At 67.7% G+C, this 18,204-nt stretch carries 24 protein-coding genes; 12 read left to right on the top strand and 12 right to left on the bottom strand.

The window, feature by feature from the left end; genetic code table 11:
* The first annotated feature begins 21 nt into the window (after positions 1 to 21).
* A complete protein-coding gene (locus RIN43_RS15920; protein ID WP_309129904.1) occupies positions 22 to 1,170 on the top strand; it encodes a zinc-dependent alcohol dehydrogenase in 1,149 nt (382 codons plus the stop codon).
* A gap of 17 nt (positions 1,171 to 1,187) precedes the next feature.
* A complete protein-coding gene (locus tag RIN43_RS15915; protein WP_309129903.1) occupies positions 1,188 to 1,754 on the top strand; it encodes a hypothetical protein in 567 nt (188 codons plus the stop codon).
* 41 nt (positions 1,755 to 1,795) lie between these two features.
* Here the strand turns inward: RIN43_RS15915 and RIN43_RS15910 are convergent, their stop codons facing one another.
* Together RIN43_RS15910 and RIN43_RS15905 are read right to left on the bottom strand one after the other, a co-directional pair.
* Entirely contained in the window at positions 1,796 to 2,041 is a 246-nt protein-coding gene (locus RIN43_RS15910) for a hypothetical protein (protein WP_309129902.1), read from the bottom strand.
* Between the two features lie 120 nt (positions 2,042 to 2,161).
* Positions 2,162 to 2,497 (bottom strand): hypothetical protein, encoded by a 336-nt coding sequence (locus RIN43_RS15905; RefSeq protein WP_309129901.1) that lies wholly within the window; start codon positions 2,495 to 2,497, stop codon positions 2,162 to 2,164.
* Between the two features lie 162 nt (positions 2,498 to 2,659).
* On the opposite strand from RIN43_RS15905, the gene RIN43_RS15900 reads away from it, so the two are divergent.
* The gene (locus RIN43_RS15900; RefSeq protein WP_309129900.1) at positions 2,660 to 3,226 is read left to right on the top strand and encodes a MarR family transcriptional regulator; all 567 of its coding nucleotides are present in this window, start codon (positions 2,660 to 2,662) and stop codon (positions 3,224 to 3,226) included.
* Here RIN43_RS15900 and RIN43_RS15895 read toward each other — a convergent pair.
* A complete protein-coding gene (locus RIN43_RS15895; protein ID WP_309129899.1) occupies positions 3,223 to 3,963 on the bottom strand; it encodes an alpha/beta hydrolase in 741 nt (246 codons plus the stop codon). The genes RIN43_RS15900 and RIN43_RS15895 overlap by 4 nt on opposite strands.
* A 238-nt stretch (positions 3,964 to 4,201) precedes the next feature.
* Between RIN43_RS15895 and RIN43_RS15890 the strand changes: the two genes are divergently transcribed.
* Positions 4,202 to 5,047 (top strand): PRC and DUF2382 domain-containing protein, encoded by an 846-nt coding sequence (locus tag RIN43_RS15890; protein WP_309129898.1) that lies wholly within the window; start codon positions 4,202 to 4,204, stop codon positions 5,045 to 5,047.
* Between the two features lie 217 nt (positions 5,048 to 5,264).
* Here the strand turns inward: RIN43_RS15890 and RIN43_RS15885 are convergent, their stop codons facing one another.
* Together RIN43_RS15885 and RIN43_RS15880 are read right to left on the bottom strand one after the other, a co-directional pair.
* Positions 5,265 to 5,582 carry an AzlD domain-containing protein gene (locus tag RIN43_RS15885; RefSeq protein ID WP_309129897.1) on the bottom strand — a complete coding sequence of 106 codons (318 nt, stop codon included), beginning with the start codon at positions 5,580 to 5,582 and terminating at the stop codon, positions 5,265 to 5,267.
* On the bottom strand, positions 5,575 to 6,282 hold the full coding sequence (locus tag RIN43_RS15880; RefSeq protein ID WP_309129896.1) for an AzlC family ABC transporter permease: 708 nt from the start codon (positions 6,280 to 6,282) through the stop codon (positions 5,575 to 5,577). Before RIN43_RS15880 ends, RIN43_RS15885 begins: the two co-directional genes overlap by 8 nt.
* A gap of 29 nt (positions 6,283 to 6,311) precedes the next feature.
* On the opposite strand from RIN43_RS15880, the gene RIN43_RS15875 reads away from it, so the two are divergent.
* A complete protein-coding gene (locus tag RIN43_RS15875; RefSeq protein ID WP_309129895.1) occupies positions 6,312 to 6,863 on the top strand; it encodes a helix-turn-helix domain-containing protein in 552 nt (183 codons plus the stop codon).
* A 178-nt stretch (positions 6,864 to 7,041) separates the two neighbouring features.
* Here the strand turns inward: RIN43_RS15875 and RIN43_RS15870 are convergent, their stop codons facing one another.
* The 3 genes from RIN43_RS15870 to RIN43_RS15860 all read right to left on the bottom strand — a co-directional run bounded on the left by RIN43_RS15870 (position 7,042) and on the right by RIN43_RS15860 (position 8,866).
* On the bottom strand, positions 7,042 to 7,776 hold the full coding sequence (locus tag RIN43_RS15870) for an aminoglycoside 3'-phosphotransferase (RefSeq protein WP_309129894.1): 735 nt from the start codon (positions 7,774 to 7,776) through the stop codon (positions 7,042 to 7,044).
* Positions 7,777 to 7,849: 73 nt separating this feature from the next.
* Positions 7,850 to 8,092 (bottom strand): hypothetical protein, encoded by a 243-nt coding sequence (locus tag RIN43_RS15865; RefSeq protein ID WP_309129893.1) that lies wholly within the window; start codon positions 8,090 to 8,092, stop codon positions 7,850 to 7,852.
* A 42-nt stretch (positions 8,093 to 8,134) separates the two neighbouring features.
* On the bottom strand, positions 8,135 to 8,866 hold the full coding sequence (locus RIN43_RS15860) for an alpha/beta fold hydrolase (RefSeq protein ID WP_309129892.1): 732 nt from the start codon (positions 8,864 to 8,866) through the stop codon (positions 8,135 to 8,137).
* A gap of 73 nt (positions 8,867 to 8,939) precedes the next feature.
* Between RIN43_RS15860 and RIN43_RS15855 the strand changes: the two genes are divergently transcribed.
* Positions 8,940 to 9,638 (top strand): WYL domain-containing protein, encoded by a 699-nt coding sequence (locus RIN43_RS15855; RefSeq protein ID WP_309129891.1) that lies wholly within the window; start codon positions 8,940 to 8,942, stop codon positions 9,636 to 9,638.
* Between the two features lie 38 nt (positions 9,639 to 9,676).
* Here the strand turns inward: RIN43_RS15855 and RIN43_RS15850 are convergent, their stop codons facing one another.
* The 3 genes from RIN43_RS15850 to RIN43_RS15840 form a co-directional block, all read right to left on the bottom strand.
* Positions 9,677 to 10,141 (bottom strand): VOC family protein, encoded by a 465-nt coding sequence (locus tag RIN43_RS15850; protein WP_309129890.1) that lies wholly within the window; start codon positions 10,139 to 10,141, stop codon positions 9,677 to 9,679.
* Positions 10,077 to 10,502, bottom strand: coding sequence for a MerR family transcriptional regulator (locus tag RIN43_RS15845; RefSeq protein WP_309129889.1), 426 nt, complete (start codon positions 10,500 to 10,502; stop codon positions 10,077 to 10,079). Before RIN43_RS15845 ends, RIN43_RS15850 begins: the two co-directional genes overlap by 65 nt.
* Positions 10,503 to 10,659: 157 nt before the next feature.
* Positions 10,660 to 11,226 carry a TetR family transcriptional regulator gene (locus tag RIN43_RS15840; RefSeq protein ID WP_309129888.1) on the bottom strand — a complete coding sequence of 189 codons (567 nt, stop codon included), beginning with the start codon at positions 11,224 to 11,226 and terminating at the stop codon, positions 10,660 to 10,662.
* Positions 11,227 to 11,305: 79 nt separating this feature from the next.
* Here RIN43_RS15840 and RIN43_RS15835 point away from each other — a divergent pair, with 79 nt between their 5' ends.
* The 6 genes from RIN43_RS15835 (at position 11,306) to RIN43_RS15810 (ending at position 17,429) form a co-directional block, all read left to right on the top strand.
* Entirely contained in the window at positions 11,306 to 11,881 is a 576-nt protein-coding gene (locus RIN43_RS15835) for a dihydrofolate reductase family protein (protein WP_309129887.1), read from the top strand.
* An 82-nt stretch (positions 11,882 to 11,963) separates the two neighbouring features.
* On the top strand, positions 11,964 to 12,695 hold the full coding sequence (locus RIN43_RS15830; RefSeq protein WP_309129886.1) for an ABC transporter ATP-binding protein: 732 nt from the start codon (positions 11,964 to 11,966) through the stop codon (positions 12,693 to 12,695).
* On the top strand, positions 12,683 to 14,554 hold the full coding sequence (locus RIN43_RS15825; RefSeq protein WP_309129885.1) for a hypothetical protein: 1,872 nt from the start codon (positions 12,683 to 12,685) through the stop codon (positions 14,552 to 14,554). Before RIN43_RS15830 ends, RIN43_RS15825 begins: the two co-directional genes overlap by 13 nt.
* 78 nt (positions 14,555 to 14,632) lie before the next feature.
* The gene (locus RIN43_RS15820; RefSeq protein ID WP_309129884.1) at positions 14,633 to 15,451 is read left to right on the top strand and encodes a GNAT family N-acetyltransferase; all 819 of its coding nucleotides are present in this window, start codon (positions 14,633 to 14,635) and stop codon (positions 15,449 to 15,451) included.
* Positions 15,452 to 15,675: 224 nt separating this feature from the next.
* A complete protein-coding gene (locus RIN43_RS15815) occupies positions 15,676 to 16,434 on the top strand; it encodes an SDR family oxidoreductase (protein ID WP_309129883.1) in 759 nt (252 codons plus the stop codon).
* A 152-nt stretch (positions 16,435 to 16,586) separates the two neighbouring features.
* A complete protein-coding gene (locus RIN43_RS15810) occupies positions 16,587 to 17,429 on the top strand; it encodes an alpha/beta hydrolase (RefSeq protein ID WP_309129882.1) in 843 nt (280 codons plus the stop codon).
* A gap of 189 nt (positions 17,430 to 17,618) precedes the next feature.
* On the opposite strand, the gene RIN43_RS15805 is transcribed toward RIN43_RS15810, so the two are convergent.
* Positions 17,619 to 18,204, bottom strand: a 586-nt coding sequence (locus RIN43_RS15805) for a substrate-binding domain-containing protein (protein WP_309129881.1), incomplete at its 5' end; no start/stop codon positions are given.

Raw genomic sequence — 18,204 nt, 5'->3', positions numbered from 1 at the left:
ACACGGCGAGAAGGAGGCGCGATGAAGGCGATGGTGTACCGCGGGCCGTACCGGGTGCGGGTCGAGGAGAAGGACATCCCGGCGATCGAGCACCCGAACGACGCGATCGTGAGGGTCACGCGAGCCGCGATCTGCGGATCCGATCTCCACCTGTACCACGGCATGATGCCCGACACCCGCGTGGGAACGACGTTCGGACACGAGTTCGTCGGCGTCGTCGAGTCCGTGGGCCCGTCGGTCCAGAACCTGCAGGTCGGCGATCGCGTCATGGTGCCGTTCAACGTCTACTGCGGGTCGTGCTGGTTCTGCGCGCGCGGCCTGTACTCGAACTGCCACAACGTGAATCCGAACGCCACGGCGGTCGGCGGAATCTACGGCTACTCGCACACGTGCGGCGGGTATGACGGCGGGCAGGCCGAGTACGTGCGCGTGCCGTTCGCGGATGTCGGCCCCATGGTCATCCCGGACTGGCTGGACGAGGATGACGCCCTCATGCTCACCGACGCGCTTCCCACGGGCTACTTCGGCGCGCAGCTCGGCGACATCGCGGAGGGCGACACCGTCGTCGTGTTCGGCGCGGGCCCGATCGGGCTGTTCGCCGCGAAGTCGTCGTGGCTCATGGGAGCCGGACGCGTGATCGTGGTGGACCATCTCGAGGACCGCCTCGCGAAGGCGCGCGAGTTCGCGCATGCCGAGACCTTCCACTTCGGGGAGTACGACGACATCGTCGTCGAGCTGAAGAAGGCCACGGACTACCTCGGCGCGGACGTCGCGATCGACGCGGTCGGGGCCGAGGCGGACGGCAATCTGACGCAGCACATCACGGCGGCGAAGTTCAAGCTGCAGGGCGGATCGCCCATCGCGTTGAACTGGGCGATCGACTCGGTGCGCAAGGGCGGCAACGTGTCCGTCATGGGCGCGTACGGCCCGATGTTCTCCGCCGTGAAGTTCGGCGACGCCATGAACAAGGGCCTGACGCTCCGGATGAACCAGTGCCCCGTGAAGCGCCAGTGGCCCCGCCTGCTCGAGCACATCCGTGCCGGGTACCTGAAGCCCAGCGAGATCATCACCCACCGACTGCCGCTCGACGACATCGCCGAGGGCTATCACATGTTCTCGGCCAAGCTCGACGGCTGCATCAAGCCCGTCGTCGTGCCGAGCGCGGCGTGAGCCGGAAGGAGACACCCATGCCGTACACCGCCGAAGATCCCCGGCACTGGTCGCCCGACGAGCTGCGCGCGCGCATTCCCGGATGGGGCGTCGACAGCGATCCGGCCGACCGCCCGTCCTACCCCAAGCAGCGGTTCGCGCCGGGTGAGACCGGCGCGCACTGGGAGCTCCCGGAGCAGCAGCCCGAGCGCACGCCGCGCGAGCGTTCGATCGAGCACGCGCGGCTCACGCCCGTGTTCGGAACGGTCGCCCCCCTGCACGGCCTGTCCGGCGCTATCCGGCGCTTCGCGTACGCGCGCTTCAGCGAGGGCCGCGCGGCGCACTGGCTGCTGCTGATCCTGGGTGATCGTGTGGATGTGCTCGAAAGCTCCGTGAAGTCGCTCGCATCGGGGCACCCGGACGAGCTCCTCACCGAGACCGGGGTGCTGAGCGAGAAGCGCCGACACGGAATCACCTCGAGGCTCGGTCGCCACCGCGTCGACGTGAAGCACCAGTGGATCGACCCCCTGCTCGTCGTCGGTCCGTGGCTCCTCGCGGGCTGGGGCGTGATCGCCTTGGCGCGGAGGATCTTCCGCTCGCGATGACCTCGGTCCGGTCGTGTCGCCTCGTGGCGACGCGGCCGGACTCACGACGGACGGGGTCGCGCCCGATTCTCGCCTTCGTCGGCGTCGGCGTCGGACGCGATATCCGCCCCATCGACAGCAGCCTGCTCGGTGGCGGTCACAGGACCGTCTGATCCGCCGTCGCCCGCGTTCGGAAATCCGGCGAAATCCGTCTCGCCGTGCTCGGTGGCCAGGCGGTCGGCGTCCTCGTGGTCGAGCCGCGCCGCATCGCCGCGCGGCTGTTCCGGGGCGCTGTCGTGTGCAGTCATGTCGGCACGCTAACGCGACAGGCGGACGAACAGGCACGGGCTTGCTTCCGGCCGTGCCCCATGCAAGCAGACCGGCCCGGGTGCGAGTGTTCGCATCCGGGCCGGCCGTGGAGTTGCGGGTCAGGCTGCGCGGCGCGCTCCGCCCTGCATGGCGGTGAGGGCGGGGGCGACGTCGGCACTGAGATCCATGCCGCGCAGGGATGAGGCGGCCTGGGCGAGTTCCTCCAGCAGCCTCCCGTCCATGGGGAGGTTCTCCTCGGACTCGCACAGGAAGCGGAGCGGGATCGACGGCTGCACCCAGACCGTCTCACGACCGGGGCCCCCGCTGCGCTTCCACGACATCACGAACGACTCCCCCCGACGGAGCTTCGTGATCGCCACCAGCTGCACGTGTGCCAGCAGCGCATCGTCGACTTCGATCGCCTGCTCGGTCGGTCCGTAGAACAGCTGCCCCATGACGTCCTCCTCGATCGTGCCGTGCCGCCCCGAATGCGGCTCCCCTGCGGGATGGCTACTTGTCAGCCACACTAATAGTAAGATGACTGAATAATCAAACGGATTCGGCGCGTCGTGTGCGACTCGGCGTTCAGGACCGAAGCACGAGAGAGCAGGGCGAGTATGCTCACCGAGATGGAGCCGACGCAGGACGCCAGCTCGGGGTACTGGTATCCCGACTCGGATGGCGCGACCACCGTCGACGTGCTCAACCTGCTGCGCCGCTACCGCACCGCCGAGACGGCGATGCGCGCACGGACGCGCTCCTCCATGCGGATGAACGAGACCGACCTCATGGCGTTGCGCTTCCTGCTGCGCGAGCAGCACGCCGGCAGACCGGTGCGGCCCGCCGACCTCGCGACCTACCTGCACATCTCGCGCGCATCCGTCACGGCGCTCGTCGACCGCCTGGTGCGCGATGACCACGCGACCCGCGTGCCGCACCCCACGGATCGGCGCACGCTGATCATCGTCCCCACCGCGCACAGCGACGACGAGGTGCGGGCCACACTCGGGCCCATGCACCAGCGGATGCTCCAGCTTGTGGACGGTCTCACCGAGGCCGAGCGCTCGGTCGTCGCGCGCTTCCTGGCGGGCATGGCGGCCGCCGTGGAGGAGGCGGCCGAGGAGAATGCGGCTGCGACGGGAACGCCCGAGCGGACGCCGACGTCGCCGACGCCCCTCGACTAGCCGCCGGAGAAGGCGCCGATGACAGCGGTGAGCTTGGCGGTCATCTCGTCGTCGGGAATGGTCCTGCGGCCATTGCCCGCCTGCGGACCGTAGTCGCCGAAGGAGGCGTGATTGACGCCGTCGATCTCGATGTACTCGGCATCGGCGGGGAGCTTCGGTCGAGCCGCCTCGATCTTCGCGCGCGTGGAGAGCCCGTCGTGGGATCCCGAGATCGACAGCACCGGGAGCCCCGACGCCGAGAGGTCGTTCGCGCAGTAGGAGCCGAACAGCACAAGGGCGTCGGCCTCTTCCGCAAGCTGGCAGGCGCGCACCCCGCCCAGCGAGTGCCCGCCGACCATCCACGTGTCGACCTCGGGTGCGAGCGCCGTGTACTCCCCTATGGGACGCGGGTCGAAGAACGCCAGATTGAGCCACGGGCGCGTGATGACCACCGTCATCCTCTCGCCGGTCACGAGACCGGACAGCTTGGCCGCGTAGGCCCACGGGTCGACCTTCGCGCCAGGGATGAAGACGAGACCCTCCTCGTCCGCGCCGTCGGTCGGCTTCAGCACGATCGCCACGGAGGCGTCCTGGTATGCGATCGCCGGGTCGTCTCGCACGGAGGCGAGGGGTTCGGGTTCGGCCGCCATGACGCCCACCTGACTCCAGACGAGGATGCCGGCGACGGCAACCACGAGGACGCCTCCGATGCCACCCAGAATCCAGGCGACGACCCGACGCGCACGCTCCCTGCTCACGCGTCCAGCCTAGGGACGCGAGCGCCGGCGAATCGGTGGGGCGGCGGCAGGCTCAGGTCCACGCGCTGCACCTAGACCTCGCGGTTCTCGCCGTCAAGCCGCTCGTTGTCACAAGCGCGACGGTGGAGGGTGGGTCACCCCTCGTGGCGCGCGCTGAACGGGTGAGCTCTTCCTCAGGACTCGCGAAGGCACGGCACCCGGCCGACACCGACAAGACAGACCAGAAGGAAGTGGCAGCATGATCGACACCAGCAACATCAGCAGCATCTTCGGCGCGAAGGTCGTGGACCCCGACGGCGCGAAGGTGGGCACCGTCAAGCAGGTCTACGTCGACAAGGACAACGGCCAGCCGAACTTCGTGACCGTGGCGACAGGATTGTTCGGCTCGTCCGAGACGTTCGTGCCACTTCAGGGCTCGGATCTCGACGGCGACGAGCTCCGTGTCGGATACGACAAGGACATGATCAAGGACGCCCCTCGCGTCGACGCCGACGGCGACATCTCCGACGAGGAGAACGACACGATCTGGGACTACTACGAAGGTCGCGGCGGGCGCGCGACGGACGGCGCCGGATCGTCGGGTGCCGGAAGGGACGCCGACCGGACAGGCGGCAGCACCGACGGCTCCGCGTTGGGCAATGCAGATGCCGGCACGGCTGCGCACCGTGCGGGCACCGGCTCGGACGGAGCCGAAGACGGCGATGCGGATGACGCGATGACCCGCTCCGAGGAGCGCCTGTCCGTGGGCAAGGAGAGGGTCCCCACGGGGCGGGCACGGTTGCGCAAGCACGTGGTCACCGAACAGCGCAACATCACGGTGCCCGTCCAGCGCGAGGAGGTCACGCTCGAGCGCGAGCCGATCACGGATGGGAACGTCGACGAGGCGATGAGCGGGCCGCAGCTGACCGAGAGCGAGCACGAGGTGACTCTCAACGAGGAGCAGGTCGTCGTCGACAAGGAGACAGTGCCGGTCGAGCGGGTGCGCCTGGACAAGGACACCGTCACCGAGCAGCAGAGCGTCTCGGAGGACGTCGCTCACGAGGAGGTGGACCTCGAGCAGGACGACGCCGACCACCGTCGCTGAACGGCGGCATGGGAGCCCGGGTGGTACTCGATCCCCCGGGCTTCTCGCCGCCTCAGCCGGGCCACGAGGACGCTGACAACGAAGAAACCCCGAAGTCCATCGCTTCCCTTATGGTCGGGCTTATCGGCCCCGCCCCGAAGCACATCCGCGTCCCCGACGCCATCCCAGCAGGAGCTGAGTCATATGACCGGTAAGCTTCACCGCGTCGCTCTGTGCGTTAGTGCACTCCTACTGCTCTTAGACCAGCGGTCACAGCGCCGGCGACGATGACGACCACAACCAGTGGTGCTCGTGCTGCTGCTGAGGATGCGGCGGCTGCCACCCCTGCCAGACGAGCCCATCCCGCGAACTCCTGCCCCTCGTAGATGGTCGCTGCGGCAGTGACACTTGCGAGGAGGGTGACCACGGCCGGGTCGCTCCATTGCTGAAGGCGGGCGGCGAGACTCGACCCCCCGAAGGTGACTCCGCCGAGTCGGATCGCGTAGGTGCCTACGGCCAGGACTGCTATGGCCAGAGCGAGGTCGATGTCAGGCACGGTTTCCTCTCGTTCGCGCGTGGGCAAGAAGGCCAGCCAGTCCGAGAACAGGTGCCAGACCGGCAGCCACGAACGGCGTGGTAGCCACGGCGATCGCTGCGCCGACGGCTGCGGGACCGGCGGTGCAACGCGTGACGTTTCCTAGCAAGATCGCGACGAAGATCGCGGGGAATGCGGCATCGAGGCCGAGGCGGCTGGCGTCGGGGACGACGTATCCCAGGATGACGCCGATCGCCGTGCCGAGGGGCCACGCGATGAGGATGGCTACTCCAAGAATCCGAAACGCGGTGAGACGTCGGTTTGGGTGTGCTTCGGTGAGCGCGAAGGCAACGGTCTCGTCGTTGACGAGGTGAGCGGCGAGCAACTTCGGTGCGCGTCGCTCCGGCAGAAACGCTGACGCGGAGACCCCGTAGACGACGTTTCGTAGGTTCACGAGGAGCGCTGCCGCTGCCGCAACCCACGGCAGACCGCCCGCCGCGATGACGCCGACGAACAATAGTTCGGAGGAGGCGCTGAGCACGAGCACCGCAACGAGTATGACGAGCCCCGGGGGGATGCCCGCGGCAAGTGCCGTCGATCCGTATGCCACGCCGACCACGAGCACACCTGAAGCGATCGCTGTCGCTGGCAGGAGCAGGCCGGATGTTCCGCGAAATGAACGCATGATCGTTATCATGAACAGGCCGGTAGCGTCTGTCAAGGCGATCGATCGTTTGATATTCTGAACGGGTGGTGAAGGATCTTGGATTGCGAATCGGCGCGGCGATACGACGAGAGCGCACGATGGCGGGTCTGTCTGTGTCCGAACTTGCTCGGCGCTCGGGACTCTCCAAAGCGACGGTCTCTCAGCTCGAATCCGGCAAGGGAAACCCGAGCGTAGAGACCCTGTGGGCGCTAGGGGACGCCCTCAGCGTGCCTTTCGCTCGCCTCGTTGATGAAGGCGTTGAGCCCGTCACTCTGATTCGCGGCGCCGACGTGCCTCTGATCCGTTCGACGGACAGCAGCTATCTGGCCGGACTGTTGTCGGCTAGCCCTCACAACGCACGCCGCGATGTGTACTTCGTGCGAGCCGACCCCGGGACACCGAAGGTGTCCTCTCCCCACCCTCGCGGAACCGTGGAGCACATCATCCTCGTCTCGGGTGCCGCGCTCGTCGGACCCGCATCGTCCCCTCGCGCCATGTCGCCGGGCGACTACATCCGCTATCCCGGCGACGCGCCGCACGTCTTCGAGGCACAAAACGCGGGCACCGCTGCTGTGCTCATCTCTGAAATCAGGTAACTGATTGCGAATGAGCCCTGGCTCCGTCGCATCACACGGCCCGCCCGTCGCGCTGCTCCGCCCGCTAACGAGGACCCGGCTTTCGGCGTGCTGAGCTCGTGCGAGCGGTGCGGGCCGCGATCGCCCCGCTACGCGCACCCGGTCGCGATGCTCGCCATGCGTCGATCCTCCCGCAGGATCAGGTGGCGTTCCAGAGGGCGCGGTAGTACGCCGTGCGCACCGGATCGGGATCGACGCCGTACGCGTCGAGGAACGTCTCGTCCCAGCCGGGGCCGTAGTTCCACCCGAGGCTCATGGTCGCGACCGCGATGTCGGCCCAGCGATCGGCCGTGCCGAGCGCGCCGAGGTCGACGTGCGCGATCCAGCGGCCGTTCGGGCCGATCAGCGTGTTGGGCGAGCACGCGTCGCCGTGGCACACGACGAGCCGGTCGACCGAGGGCGGATCGCGCAGCTCGGCGGGCAGGGCGATGCCGCGCGCCGCGGCGCGGGCCAGCCGCGTCGGCACCGACCAGTCGTACGTGCACTCCTCGACGGGGAGCACGTCGTGCAGCGCGCGGAGGCCCACCGCGATCGCGCGCACGGCCACGTCGGGCCGGGCGACCCAGGCGGGCGCGACGGCCGACTCGCCCTCGAGCGCGGACGTCACGAGCCACTCCTCGGTGTCCGTCTCGCCGTGATCGCGCACCTCGGGCACGGGCGTCCACCGCGCCGCCCACGCGAGCCGCTCGGCTTCCTCGGCCATCGACGCCTCGAGGTTCCGCGGCCCCCACTTGACGTACAGCGCGCCGACGCGGAAGGTCACACCGCCGAGCTCATTGCGCCACACCGGCACCGGCTCGGCGTTGCCCGCCAGCGCACGCACCCTGTCCGGGACCGCGACATCGCCCGGCGGGATGGACGACCTCAGGGACATGCGACCATCCTGCGCCGGTCGACGCCGCGGACCCCCGGCGCATCGCCGAGGGCCCGCGAGACGACGCCCCGGATCAGGCCCAGCCGAACACCTTCCCGATCGCCTGCACCGCCTGGTACGCGCCGAGCACGATGAACAGCAGCGCCGTGATGCCGAGGACCACGTTGAGGTACCACTTGTTGCGGTACTCGCGCGGCACGCGATCGGTGTTCAGGATCGGCAGCGGGAAAGTCAGCCACACGAGGTAGCCCTTGAACCACTTGCCGCCCGCCTTCGAGTCGGGGTGGCTCGACCTCTTGCCCGTGACGTTGCCCATGAAGTCGGCGGCCCGATCCAGTGACCGCAGCGCAAGTGTCGTTCATGACGCGGCTGACTGAATAACCTCTGCGAGGTCCGCGGGACGGCTCCACATCGGCCAATGACCGGTCGGGAGGTCGGTGACATCGAGGGTCTCGAGGTTCGCAACCTCGGCGAACATGGGGTGCCCCTCTCGGGCCATTTCCCGTACCAGTGCGCTCGGGATCGAGCAGCACACCAGAGTAGTGGGCACGGAGTTGCGGGCGTCGTTTGCGAGCTCTACGGCCTGACGAAGCACGGGGCCTGGCTCGGGGACCGCAAGAGCGCGGAAGCGCTCGAGGGCGCGCGCATTCAGGCCTTCCAGACTCGCCTCCTGTCCGAGTTCATCGAAGGGCGGGAGGGGCAGCTCTTCGAGCTGCTCAGGGAAATCGGGGGCGAAGGCGGTCCCTGATGCCACCGGGCCGGAGTCGACCCAGACCATGCGATGAATGAGTTCGGGGTGACGGTCCAGAACCACGCTCACGGGAGCGTTGGCTCCACTGTGTGCGACGAGCGTCGCCCGCTGCTCCGCGGACACATTGAGTCGAAGGAGCACGTCGCTGATCGCCTCGACTTGATCGTCGAGGGTCCGGGTGGAACGCGCAGGATCGGCGGGATCAAGGCCAGGCAGGGTGATAGCGGTCGCCGGAGCTCCGGCGGAGTCCAGGTGCTCGAGGACCTCATCCCAAGCCCAGGCACCGAGCCAGTGGCCGGCGATGAGGATGATGTGCGAGGGGTTCTTACTAGTTGTCATGTGATCACTTTCTCGGACGTTGTGGACAGGTGTATGTCACTATTTGTGTCATTGTTTTGGAGGGTGGTAAGCGGTGAAGCGAGCGGAGCGACTTCATGCTCTTTCGGAGATGCTGCGCCGTAGCGGCGCACGGGGGCGATCTGCTGAACGGTTAGCCAGGGAATTCGGCGTGTCCATTCGCACCGTCAAGCGGGACCTCGCTTCGTTGGAGCGCAGCGGTGCACCTATCTGGTCACGCCCTGGGCCCGGAGGCGGCTACGGGATGGCGGTCGGGGCATCCTTACCCCCGGTCAGCCTGTCCGCAGCGCAAGCCGTGGCACTCATGGCAGCCGTGTCGGCCGCACCTGATGCCCCGTACGCCGATTCGGCAGCAGCAGGCGTTCGAAAGATCCTGGACGTCCTCGACCCCAGGACCCTGGCGCGAGCTGACGAGTTGGCCGGCCGTGTGTGGGTCGACGCCCCTCCCCCGGCTTCCCGCGCGGTCAGGTCGGCGCTGGAGGACGCGATGTCGGAGCAGCGAGTGATCCGTATCCGCTACCTTTCGAGCGACGGGACCATGACCGTCCGCAACGTGGAACCTGTGCTGTTCGCCTCCACAGGCGGCCAGTGGCACCTCGTCGGATGGTGCCGACTGCGCGACGCGATGCGATGGTTCACTGTTTCGCGCATCGAGCGTGCCACGGTGACCATGACGGCCTGCGGCGACCACACCGTCGATGAGGTCGGAGAACCCCCTGCCAACGCGAAACCGGTGCACGATCGAGGCGAGTGAGTCGCTCCGCACTGAGGGCCGTTGAGTTGGGGATGCTGTTATCGAGCTCGCACGTCGTCCGTTGAGAATCCTTCGCGTGCCGCACGGGCCTCGAGTGTTTCGAGCTCCTGGAAGAACGTCACCTGCCAGCCGGCGGGGCCTTGCACTCGCGCGTTGATGCTCTGGAACGGCGTTCGAACCGGTGGGGAGATGAGTTCCGCGCCCTCCCTGAGTGCGACATCTGTGGCGCGCGCCGTGTCCTCCACCTCAAGCGCGAGCCGCAGTACCCCGGGTGCTCGTGGTGCTCCTTCGACCTCGTCGATTCTTTCTGCATGTGTGGGCGTGGCCAGTTCGATTGTCGCGACGCCGGCGTGCAGGATCGCTACTCGATCATCACCATCCGTCGCGAATGCGATTTGCTCGGGCATCCCCAGCACATCGCGGTAGAACCGCAACGCGCTATCGAAGTCGCCGGTCTCGATGATCAGACGGAGCTGAGAGGGGGGAAGCATGTTCGTGGTCATGCGCATCATCCTGCGACCTGACATGCACGTCAGATGCAAGTTTCAGATCGGCGCGCAGCGCGCGAAGCTCTTCGATCTCCGCATCGATCGCCCGACGCTCGCTGATCAGGCGCTCCTCAGCCTCGTCGAACGCGCTCTGAAGCAGTGCCTCGCTCCCCGCCGGACTTGAGAGCGGAAGCATCAACTGCCGAATGACTGAACTGCAGAAGCCTGCACGGAGCAGCTGCTTGATCTGATGCACGGACGTCTCGTCGGCGGCCGTGTACACACGGTGCCCGCCCGTTGTTCGACCTGGAGCGAGCAGGCCCTGCTGTTCGTAGTAGCGCAGCGATCGCACACTGACTCCGGTGCGCCTGGCCATCTCTCCCACGGTGAGGCGCGGGGTCGGCACGCTGCGTCCGATCTCGGCGGCTGCACCGGACGGTGTCACTCGGGAGGTGTGCATGGCGCCGGTGGCTCCGTTCATCACGAGCTCCTCCTAAATCACGGGAAGGGCGGGTTCGGACGGTCGGCAGGACTCAAGCGAGCAGTCGCGCGACGAGATCCTCGACGATGTCATCGGTGTGCGTCTCGGGGTCGATCGGTACGGTCAGCCGGTCGAGCATGAGCCCGTCGATGGCGTAATGGAACAGTGCAATCTCGTTCCTCGTCCCGGGCAGTCCCGCCTGGGCAGTGAAGGCGACGTCGCCTTCAAGAGCCTGCCGACGCCAGGAGCCGAGCGCCTCGGCGACCGACGGGCGCCGTGCCGCTTCCAGACGCAGCTCGAACAGCGCGAGTGACACGTCCGGGGCTGTGCTGAGTCGGGTCACCACGTCGCGGATGTAGGTGGCGAACAGTGCGCGCGTGGGTTTCTGGGTCGCGCGCGATGCCAACAACTCCGGATCAGGCGTCAGGCGCTCTCCGATACGCACCACCAGCTCCGCGATCAGCGCGTCGCGTGTCGGGAAGTAGTTCGACGCCGTTCCGCGCGGCGTGCCAGCCTCGGCGTCCACGGCGCGGTGGGTGAGCCCGCGCGCGCCGGACTGGGCGAGGACACGGATACCCGCATCCGCGAGTGTGGCGCGACGCTCATCGTTTCTGGCCATGATCTGAGAGTAGCGCAAACCACAACACGTGTCGTAGTGTCTGTCACGACCACTACCAATGTTGTGATTGGAGCGCGAGTTGCGCGAACTTGTTTACTACGTCGCCGTCACCTTGGACGGCTACATCGCCACCCCGGACGGCGGCTTCGATGCCTTCCTGGTCGAGGGGGACCACTCCTCGGTCGTGCTCGGCGAGATGGGCGATGCGGTCTTCGGCCCCGCCCTTGCGGCCCTCGGCCTTGAGCCCCCACGCACGCGTTTCGACACGGTTGTGATGGGGTGGAACGCCCTGCTGCCAGGGATGGAAGTGGGTATCGACAGCCCGTACCCTCACCTGCGCCAGTACGTCGCGAGTCGCAGCGATAAGCAGGTCGCTTCGGACATCACGCTGACCCATGACCCCGTCGCGACAGTCCGCGAGCTCAAAGAGGAGGACGGCCTCGACATCTGGCTGTGCGGCGGGGGCGAACTGGCGGGCACGGTGATCGACGAGATCGACCGCCTCGTGCTCAAGCGCAACCCGTTCGCCTTCGGGTCCGGCATCCCACTGTTCGGTCGCGCGCCATACGCACCGCGACGGTTCGATCTCGTCTCGGCCCGACCGTTCGAATCGGGTGTCGTCGTCGAGGAGTACGTCGCGCGTCGTGATGCGTGACCACCGGATGAGAGCGCAGGCACCGATGAAACACACCCCTCACGAAGCGGACGCCCCGAGCCCCGCCGTACTCATCAGCGGGATGCGGCGTGTGTTCGGGGACAAGGTCGCTGTTGATGGCGTCGACCTGGTCATCGCGCCGGGGTCGTTCACCGGGCTTCTGGGGCCCAACGGGGCCGGGAAGTCCACGTTCATCGGCTGCGCCGTCGGCCTGGACCGCCCGGACGCGGGCACGTCGAAGGTGTTCGGCGTGGACGTCTGGGCTGACCCGCTGGACGCGCGTCGCCTGCTCGGTGTCCTGCCTGACAACCTCGCTCTACCGGAGCACCTGTCCGGAGGTGAACTCCTGGGGTACTGGGGGCGTTTGCACGGGATGGATCCCGACACCGCCGGCGCTCGCGCACGGGACCTGCTGCGACTGCTGGAGCTGGATGGCTCTGCCTCCCGAACCTTGGTGCGGGACTACTCCACCGGCATGCGCAAGAAGATCGGCATCGCCGTGGCCCTCATCCATGCTCCGCGCGTACTGGTCTTGGACGAGCCATTCGAGGCTGTGGACCCGGTCTCCGCCATCTCCATCCGAGGAATGCTCGAACAGTTTGTCGCAGCCGGCGGGTCGGTGGTGATGTCGAGCCACTCCATGCTCCTGGTGGAGCAGCTGTGCCATGCGGTGTCGATCATGGTCGCAGGTCGCATCGAGCGAACCGCGCCGATGCATGAGATCCTCAGCCAGGGAACGCTCGAAGAAGCCTTCATTGCCGCAGCCGGGCGACCGCACCGGGACCTGACGCGGGAGCTGTCATGGCTGACGTGATCGTCGAGCTGAACCGCGCACTCTCACGCAACCGGTCCACCGACGGCAAGACCGCGCAGCGCGCGCTGGGCGCCACCCTCGGCTTCACGCTCGCGGGCATCACGCTCCTGCTCCCACTGCTCGAAATCCCTCCGGCTGCCCGGCGTGACCTTGTCTGCCTGGCGTTGGGGTTGTGGCTGATCGGGTGGCTGGTGGCGCCGAGCTTCACCGGTGGCCCGGAGCTGACCGGACAGTTCTTCCGCCTCCACCCCGTCAGGCGCAGCATCCTGACGCGGGGCCTGCTTGTCGCCGCCTGCACCGGGTTGCCCGCCGTGGTCGCACTGGCGGCTTTCGCCGCAGTCATCGTCGCCGCCATCCCGCTCGGACCAGGAGCGGTCCTCATCTCGATCCCCGCAACGCTGCTGAGCGTTCTGGTCCTGATCGTCGCTGCCCGCCTCACCGCGATCTGGTTCGCCGCTGTGTCGAGGTCCCGCGTCGGGGCCGTCGTCAGCTCGATCGTCACCGCCGCCATCATCGTGCTCGCCCAGCACAGCTGGATCCTGCTCATCGCCATCATGATCCACATCGACACCGGGCTCACAGGAGGTCTGGGGACAGCGGTTGCGGTTCTGCCGAGCAGCTGGGCGCTGATCGCCGTCGACGCCGCGGGTGGCAACGAGTGGGGGCTCGCTCTTACCGCGCTTGGCGCTCTGGCAGCTCTCGCTGCACTGCTCTCCTTCTGGTGGACGCGTGTGGTGACGGCCGCTCCGCTTCGCGCCTCGGTTGTCAGAGCCCCACGGCGCGACGGCGCACCCCCGATCAGTGCGCTCCAGAAGGAGCTTCTCGGCTGGAGGCGCGACTCGTTGCGACTGCAGGATCTCGTGCTGCCAGTGGCGTACGCGATCGGGACTACCGCCCTGCCGCTCGTCATCGGCTTCGGAGGGCTGCTTCCTTTCACAGGTGTCGCGCTGGTGCTGCTCGGCGCGGCCACCAGCAGCAACCTCTACGGCGCAAGCGGCACCTCCCTGTGGACGCTGTTGCTCGCACCGGGCGCACTGGCCAAGGACGTGCGAGCCCGACAGCTCGCGTGGCTCATCGTCTTCGGCGGTTTGGGGGCCGTCTTCACCGTCGTCGGCTGCCTTCTCTATCCTGATCCAGGGCTGGTGCCGTGGGCGATCTGCGCGTTCCTGGCGGTGCTCGGTGCGGGGGCGGGTTTGGTGGTGTTCCTGTCGGTCTACGCCCTAACGCCCGTCGCGGACCCTCACACGACCAAGCACTCCCCAGCGGGCCACAGCGACCTCACGGGCCCGGCGTTCGTGGCGATCGCCGCCGTGCTCACACTTGCCGCTCCCACGGTGGGGTTGCTGGTCGCCGCGTCACTATCGCACGCTGCAGGGCTGCGGTGGGGCTCAATCGCAGCGGCCGGGGCCACCGCTGCACTCGTGCCCTGGGCGCTGGGAACGGCAGCAATCCGCAGGCTCTCCCTGCGGGGCCCCGAGCTGATGCACAAGATGCGGTCCGGCCCGCCCGACTCTGCAGCGGCGTCAGGCACTGGCCAGTCCCCGGTCCACAGCGACGCCACTACCACCGCCAGCAACGCCACTCCGCGCGTGTCCGGTTTCGAGAGCATGCGTCCGCTCGAGAACGCCTTGTTCTGGACCCTGTTCATCACCGCGATCCTCGCCGCCGTGCCCCAGGGGCTCGTTGCAGCCCTACATCTACTGGCCAATAGCAGGGTGACCGGATGGTTCGTCGCCCTCCACCTGCCAGAGCGCCTTCAGCTGCCAGGCGCAGTCGGGTTCGCTGTTCTCGGGCTCCTGCTGGCCGCTGGCGCGGCCCGCATCTTCGTACGTGCTCGCACCCGCGCAGGCGAGCATTAATGGCAACGCCCACTCGCCCCGGACTTGCGGGGCCCAACCCACCGGCGGCTTCGACGTCGGTACACGAAAGTGAGCAAGATGGACACAACGACGCTGCTGACCGCCTACGACGAGCAGCTCCGAACCAGCGGTGCCTCACCGGACGCCGCCATCACCACTCTCGGGCCGGTGAAGCTCGTCGAGTTCACCGCGGACCGCGGCTTCGTGACCTACCGCGACCTCGCAGACGCCGATGAGGGGCTGATCGGACAGCTCGTCGCTGCCGCGCGAGCGTTCTTCGAAGCTGACACCGCCATCAGGGAGGTCGAGTGGAAGACCCGCGGTCACGACCACGCCCCGGGTCTTCACGAGGCACTCACCGCGCACGGCTTCGTGCCAGAGGAGCCAGAGTCCATCATGCTCGGGGAAGCCAAGCTCCTCGCCACTGACGTCCCGCTGCCCGAGGGGGTCACGCTCCGGCAAGTTGAAGACGAGAACGACGTCCGAGCGATGAGCGCCATGGCAGATGAGGTCTTCGGCGGCCCTATCTCCGAGGAACGAGCCAACGCGCTCCTGCAGCGCCTGCAGTCAGGCGACGGCACGGAGCTCTGGGTCGCCGAAGCCGACGGCAAGATCGTCAGCTCCGGCCGACTGCAGCCCGTCCCGCGCAGTGACTTCGCCGGCATTTGGGGCGGATCAACTCGTCCCGAGTGGCGCGGCCGGGGAATCTATCGTGCCCTGACCGCCGCCCGCGCACGCTCCGCACTGCGCATGGGCAAGACCCTGATCCACAGCGACTCGACCGAATACTCCCGTCCAATCCTCGAACGATCCGGGCTGATCAAGGTCTCCACAACAACGCCTTACGTCTGGCGCCGCCCGGTGACCACAGACACGCACACAGAACGAGCTCTCTAGCCTGCGACGTGCGGCGCCCCACCGCGCTCCACCGCTACTCGTCGGCGCCGGCTGCACAGTCCGCACCGAACGGAGCTCGCGCTTCCTCTCATCGGCGTGACCGTAGTCGACTCGTTCTCGGATGCGGACCGCGCAGTGTCGTGAGGTTGCCGCCCGTGCGGACGGGTCCAGCGCGTGCAGCTACTCGTCGATGGGTTTCTCGTAACGATCACTACGGAGGAGTCATGATCCGATCCACTGCTCTCATCACCGGCGCTTCCCGAGGCATCGGAGCCGCCACGGCCGCCGCACTCGCAGGCGATGGCTTCTCGCTCATCGGCATCCACTACGGCCGCGACCGCGCAGCCGCCGAGGCCACAGCTGAGCGTGTGCGATCACTTGGCGCGACCCCGGTTCTGATCCAGGCCGACCTGTCCGAGGGCGCGGCCGCAGCATCGGGGATCGCCGCCGAGTGGAAGCGTGCGATCGCTGATAACGGACTTTCCGGCACGGACGTGTTCGTGAGCAACGCGGGCATCAACGGCGCCCAGGTGCTCTCCAAGCTCGATCCCGAAACCTATGCGCGCGTGCAGGCGGTGAACCTCACCGCACCCCTGTTCCTGCTGCACCACCTGAACGATTCCCTGAACGACGGCGGTCGGGTCATCGCGGTCTCGACCGGCTACACCAGGATCGCGGCTCCAACCCATTTGGCTTACACCGCATCGAAGTGCGGCCTGGAGGGAGTGCTGCACGCGGTGTCGCCGGAGCTCGCGAAGCGCGGCATCACGGTGAACGCGGTCGCTCCTGGCATCATCGACACCGACCTGAATGCCGACTGGATCAACGCGCCGGGCGCACGGGATGACGCAGCTCAGGTCTCGGCGCTCGGACGCATCGGCACGCCCGAAGATGTCGCAGATATCATCGCGTTCCTCGCCAGCGACCGCGGCCGCTGGATCACCGGGCAGACGATCGACGCGACAGGCGGATCCGGCCTCTGACCCCGCACGAAGCGACGCTCTGTGGTTCCGCGGTGCCTGCGGCACGGTGAGTGCGCCGCGCGTACGCGACGTTCGCCCGACGACCGAACCATCGGCGTCCGGCGGCGTTGGCTGAGCGGAGACCACGACCGCAGACCTGGAAGCATGAACGTATGCCCTCACATCGTTTGACGCAGGAGACCTCGTGGCGCGGGAGAACGGTGCGCTGGGATCGTCAGGGTTCCGGGCCCGCGCTGGTTCTCCTGCACGGCACCCCCTGGTCATCGGCGCTGTGGCGTCCGATCGCGGAAGCCCTCTCGCAGCGGTTCACGGTGTACCTCTGGGACATGCCCGGCTATGGCGTCTCGTCCAAGGACCCGTCACATCGAGTCGACCTGGGCATCCAGGGAGAGCTGTTCCGGTTTCTCCTTGATCACTGGGATCTCGGGCGACCTCACATCATCGCCCATGACTTCGGTGGCGCGGTCGCTCTGCGCGCGCGGTTGCTGCACGGCGCGACGTACGCTTCGCTCTGCCTCGTCGACGTCGTCGCGCTCTCGCCCTGGGGATCGCCGTTCTTCAACCTGGTGAAGCAGCACGCCGACGTCTTCGTGCAACTGCCGCCTGCAGTTCACCAGGGGGCAGTCCAGGCGTACATTCGCGGTGCCAGCCACCGAGGTCTGCGCGACGAGGACTTAGCGATCCTCGTGAAGCCATGGGCCGACGAAGCGGGCCAGGAAGCGTTCTACCGTCAGATCGCGCAGGCCGACGAACGCTTCACTGACGAAGTGGAGCCGCTCTACGACACGATCACGGAACCCGTGCATATCGTCTGGGGAGCCGACGACACCTGGATACCCGCCGACCGAGCTCAGCGGCTGCAGAAGGCCATTCCACACGCATCGCTCAGACTGATCCGCGACGCAGGGCACCTCATCCACCTCGACGCCCCTGCCGCCCTCGCCTCCGAACTGACCCAGTGGCTCACCACCGCCGGAGACGCTGCCGATCGCTGAATCCCGTGCCTAGTGCGCGTGCCTCGCCTATCCCTGTCGCGGCTTCAAGCTCACGAGCAGGGGGCAAAGGGGCGCTACTGCATCCCCCGCCGGCGCCGCCCGCGGTCGCAGCTCAATGCCTCACACACTGCCGATCAGGACTACCCACTCTGGGATCAACCAGGCATCCCGAGCGCTGTAATACATCGTTCAGTCGCCGACTTCGGGGTTGGCTGATTCCTGGCCCTTGGTGGCCGTGTCTCCATCCTTCAGGAACTGCGCGAGGGCGACCAGCTGGGGGCTGCCGCGGTCGGCTCGCCAGACCAGCCCGAGCTGGCTGGTCGCTTCCAGGCCAGTGACCGGGATGAAGCGCAGATCGGTGCGTGCGTGGTGTTCGGCCAGAGGCCGGCAGGCCAGCAGTGCGTATCGGCCGCTGGCGGCGAGCGTCATTCCCTGCTGGATCGTGGTGACCCCGGTGGTCGACCGGATCGGCGTACCGGCCGGCGTCGCCGGAGGGGTGCGGGCGGATTTCCAATAGTCCGGGGCGTCGCCGACGCGGTGCAGCAGGTCGAGGGACGCGAGCTCTTCGACATCGATGGAGTCGCGGCCGGCGTAGGCGTGGTCGCTGCTGACGGCGACGAGCTGATCCTGGGGCGGGAAGCGGTATCGGACGGTGAGCTCGCGCTCGTGGACGGGGAACTCGGCGATCACGGCGTCGACCTCGCCGTCGAGTACCGCGGTGAATGGGGAACCGAGCGACAGGTCGTGGGTGTGCACCGTGATCCCGTGCTCGTCA

The sequence above is a fragment of the Microbacterium sp. genome, from assembly GCF_031178445.1.
GTDB lineage: Bacteria > Actinomycetota > Actinomycetes > Actinomycetales > Microbacteriaceae > Microbacterium.
Note: the sequence above shows the minus strand (reverse complement) of the source record. Positions and strands in the feature narration are given on the sequence as shown.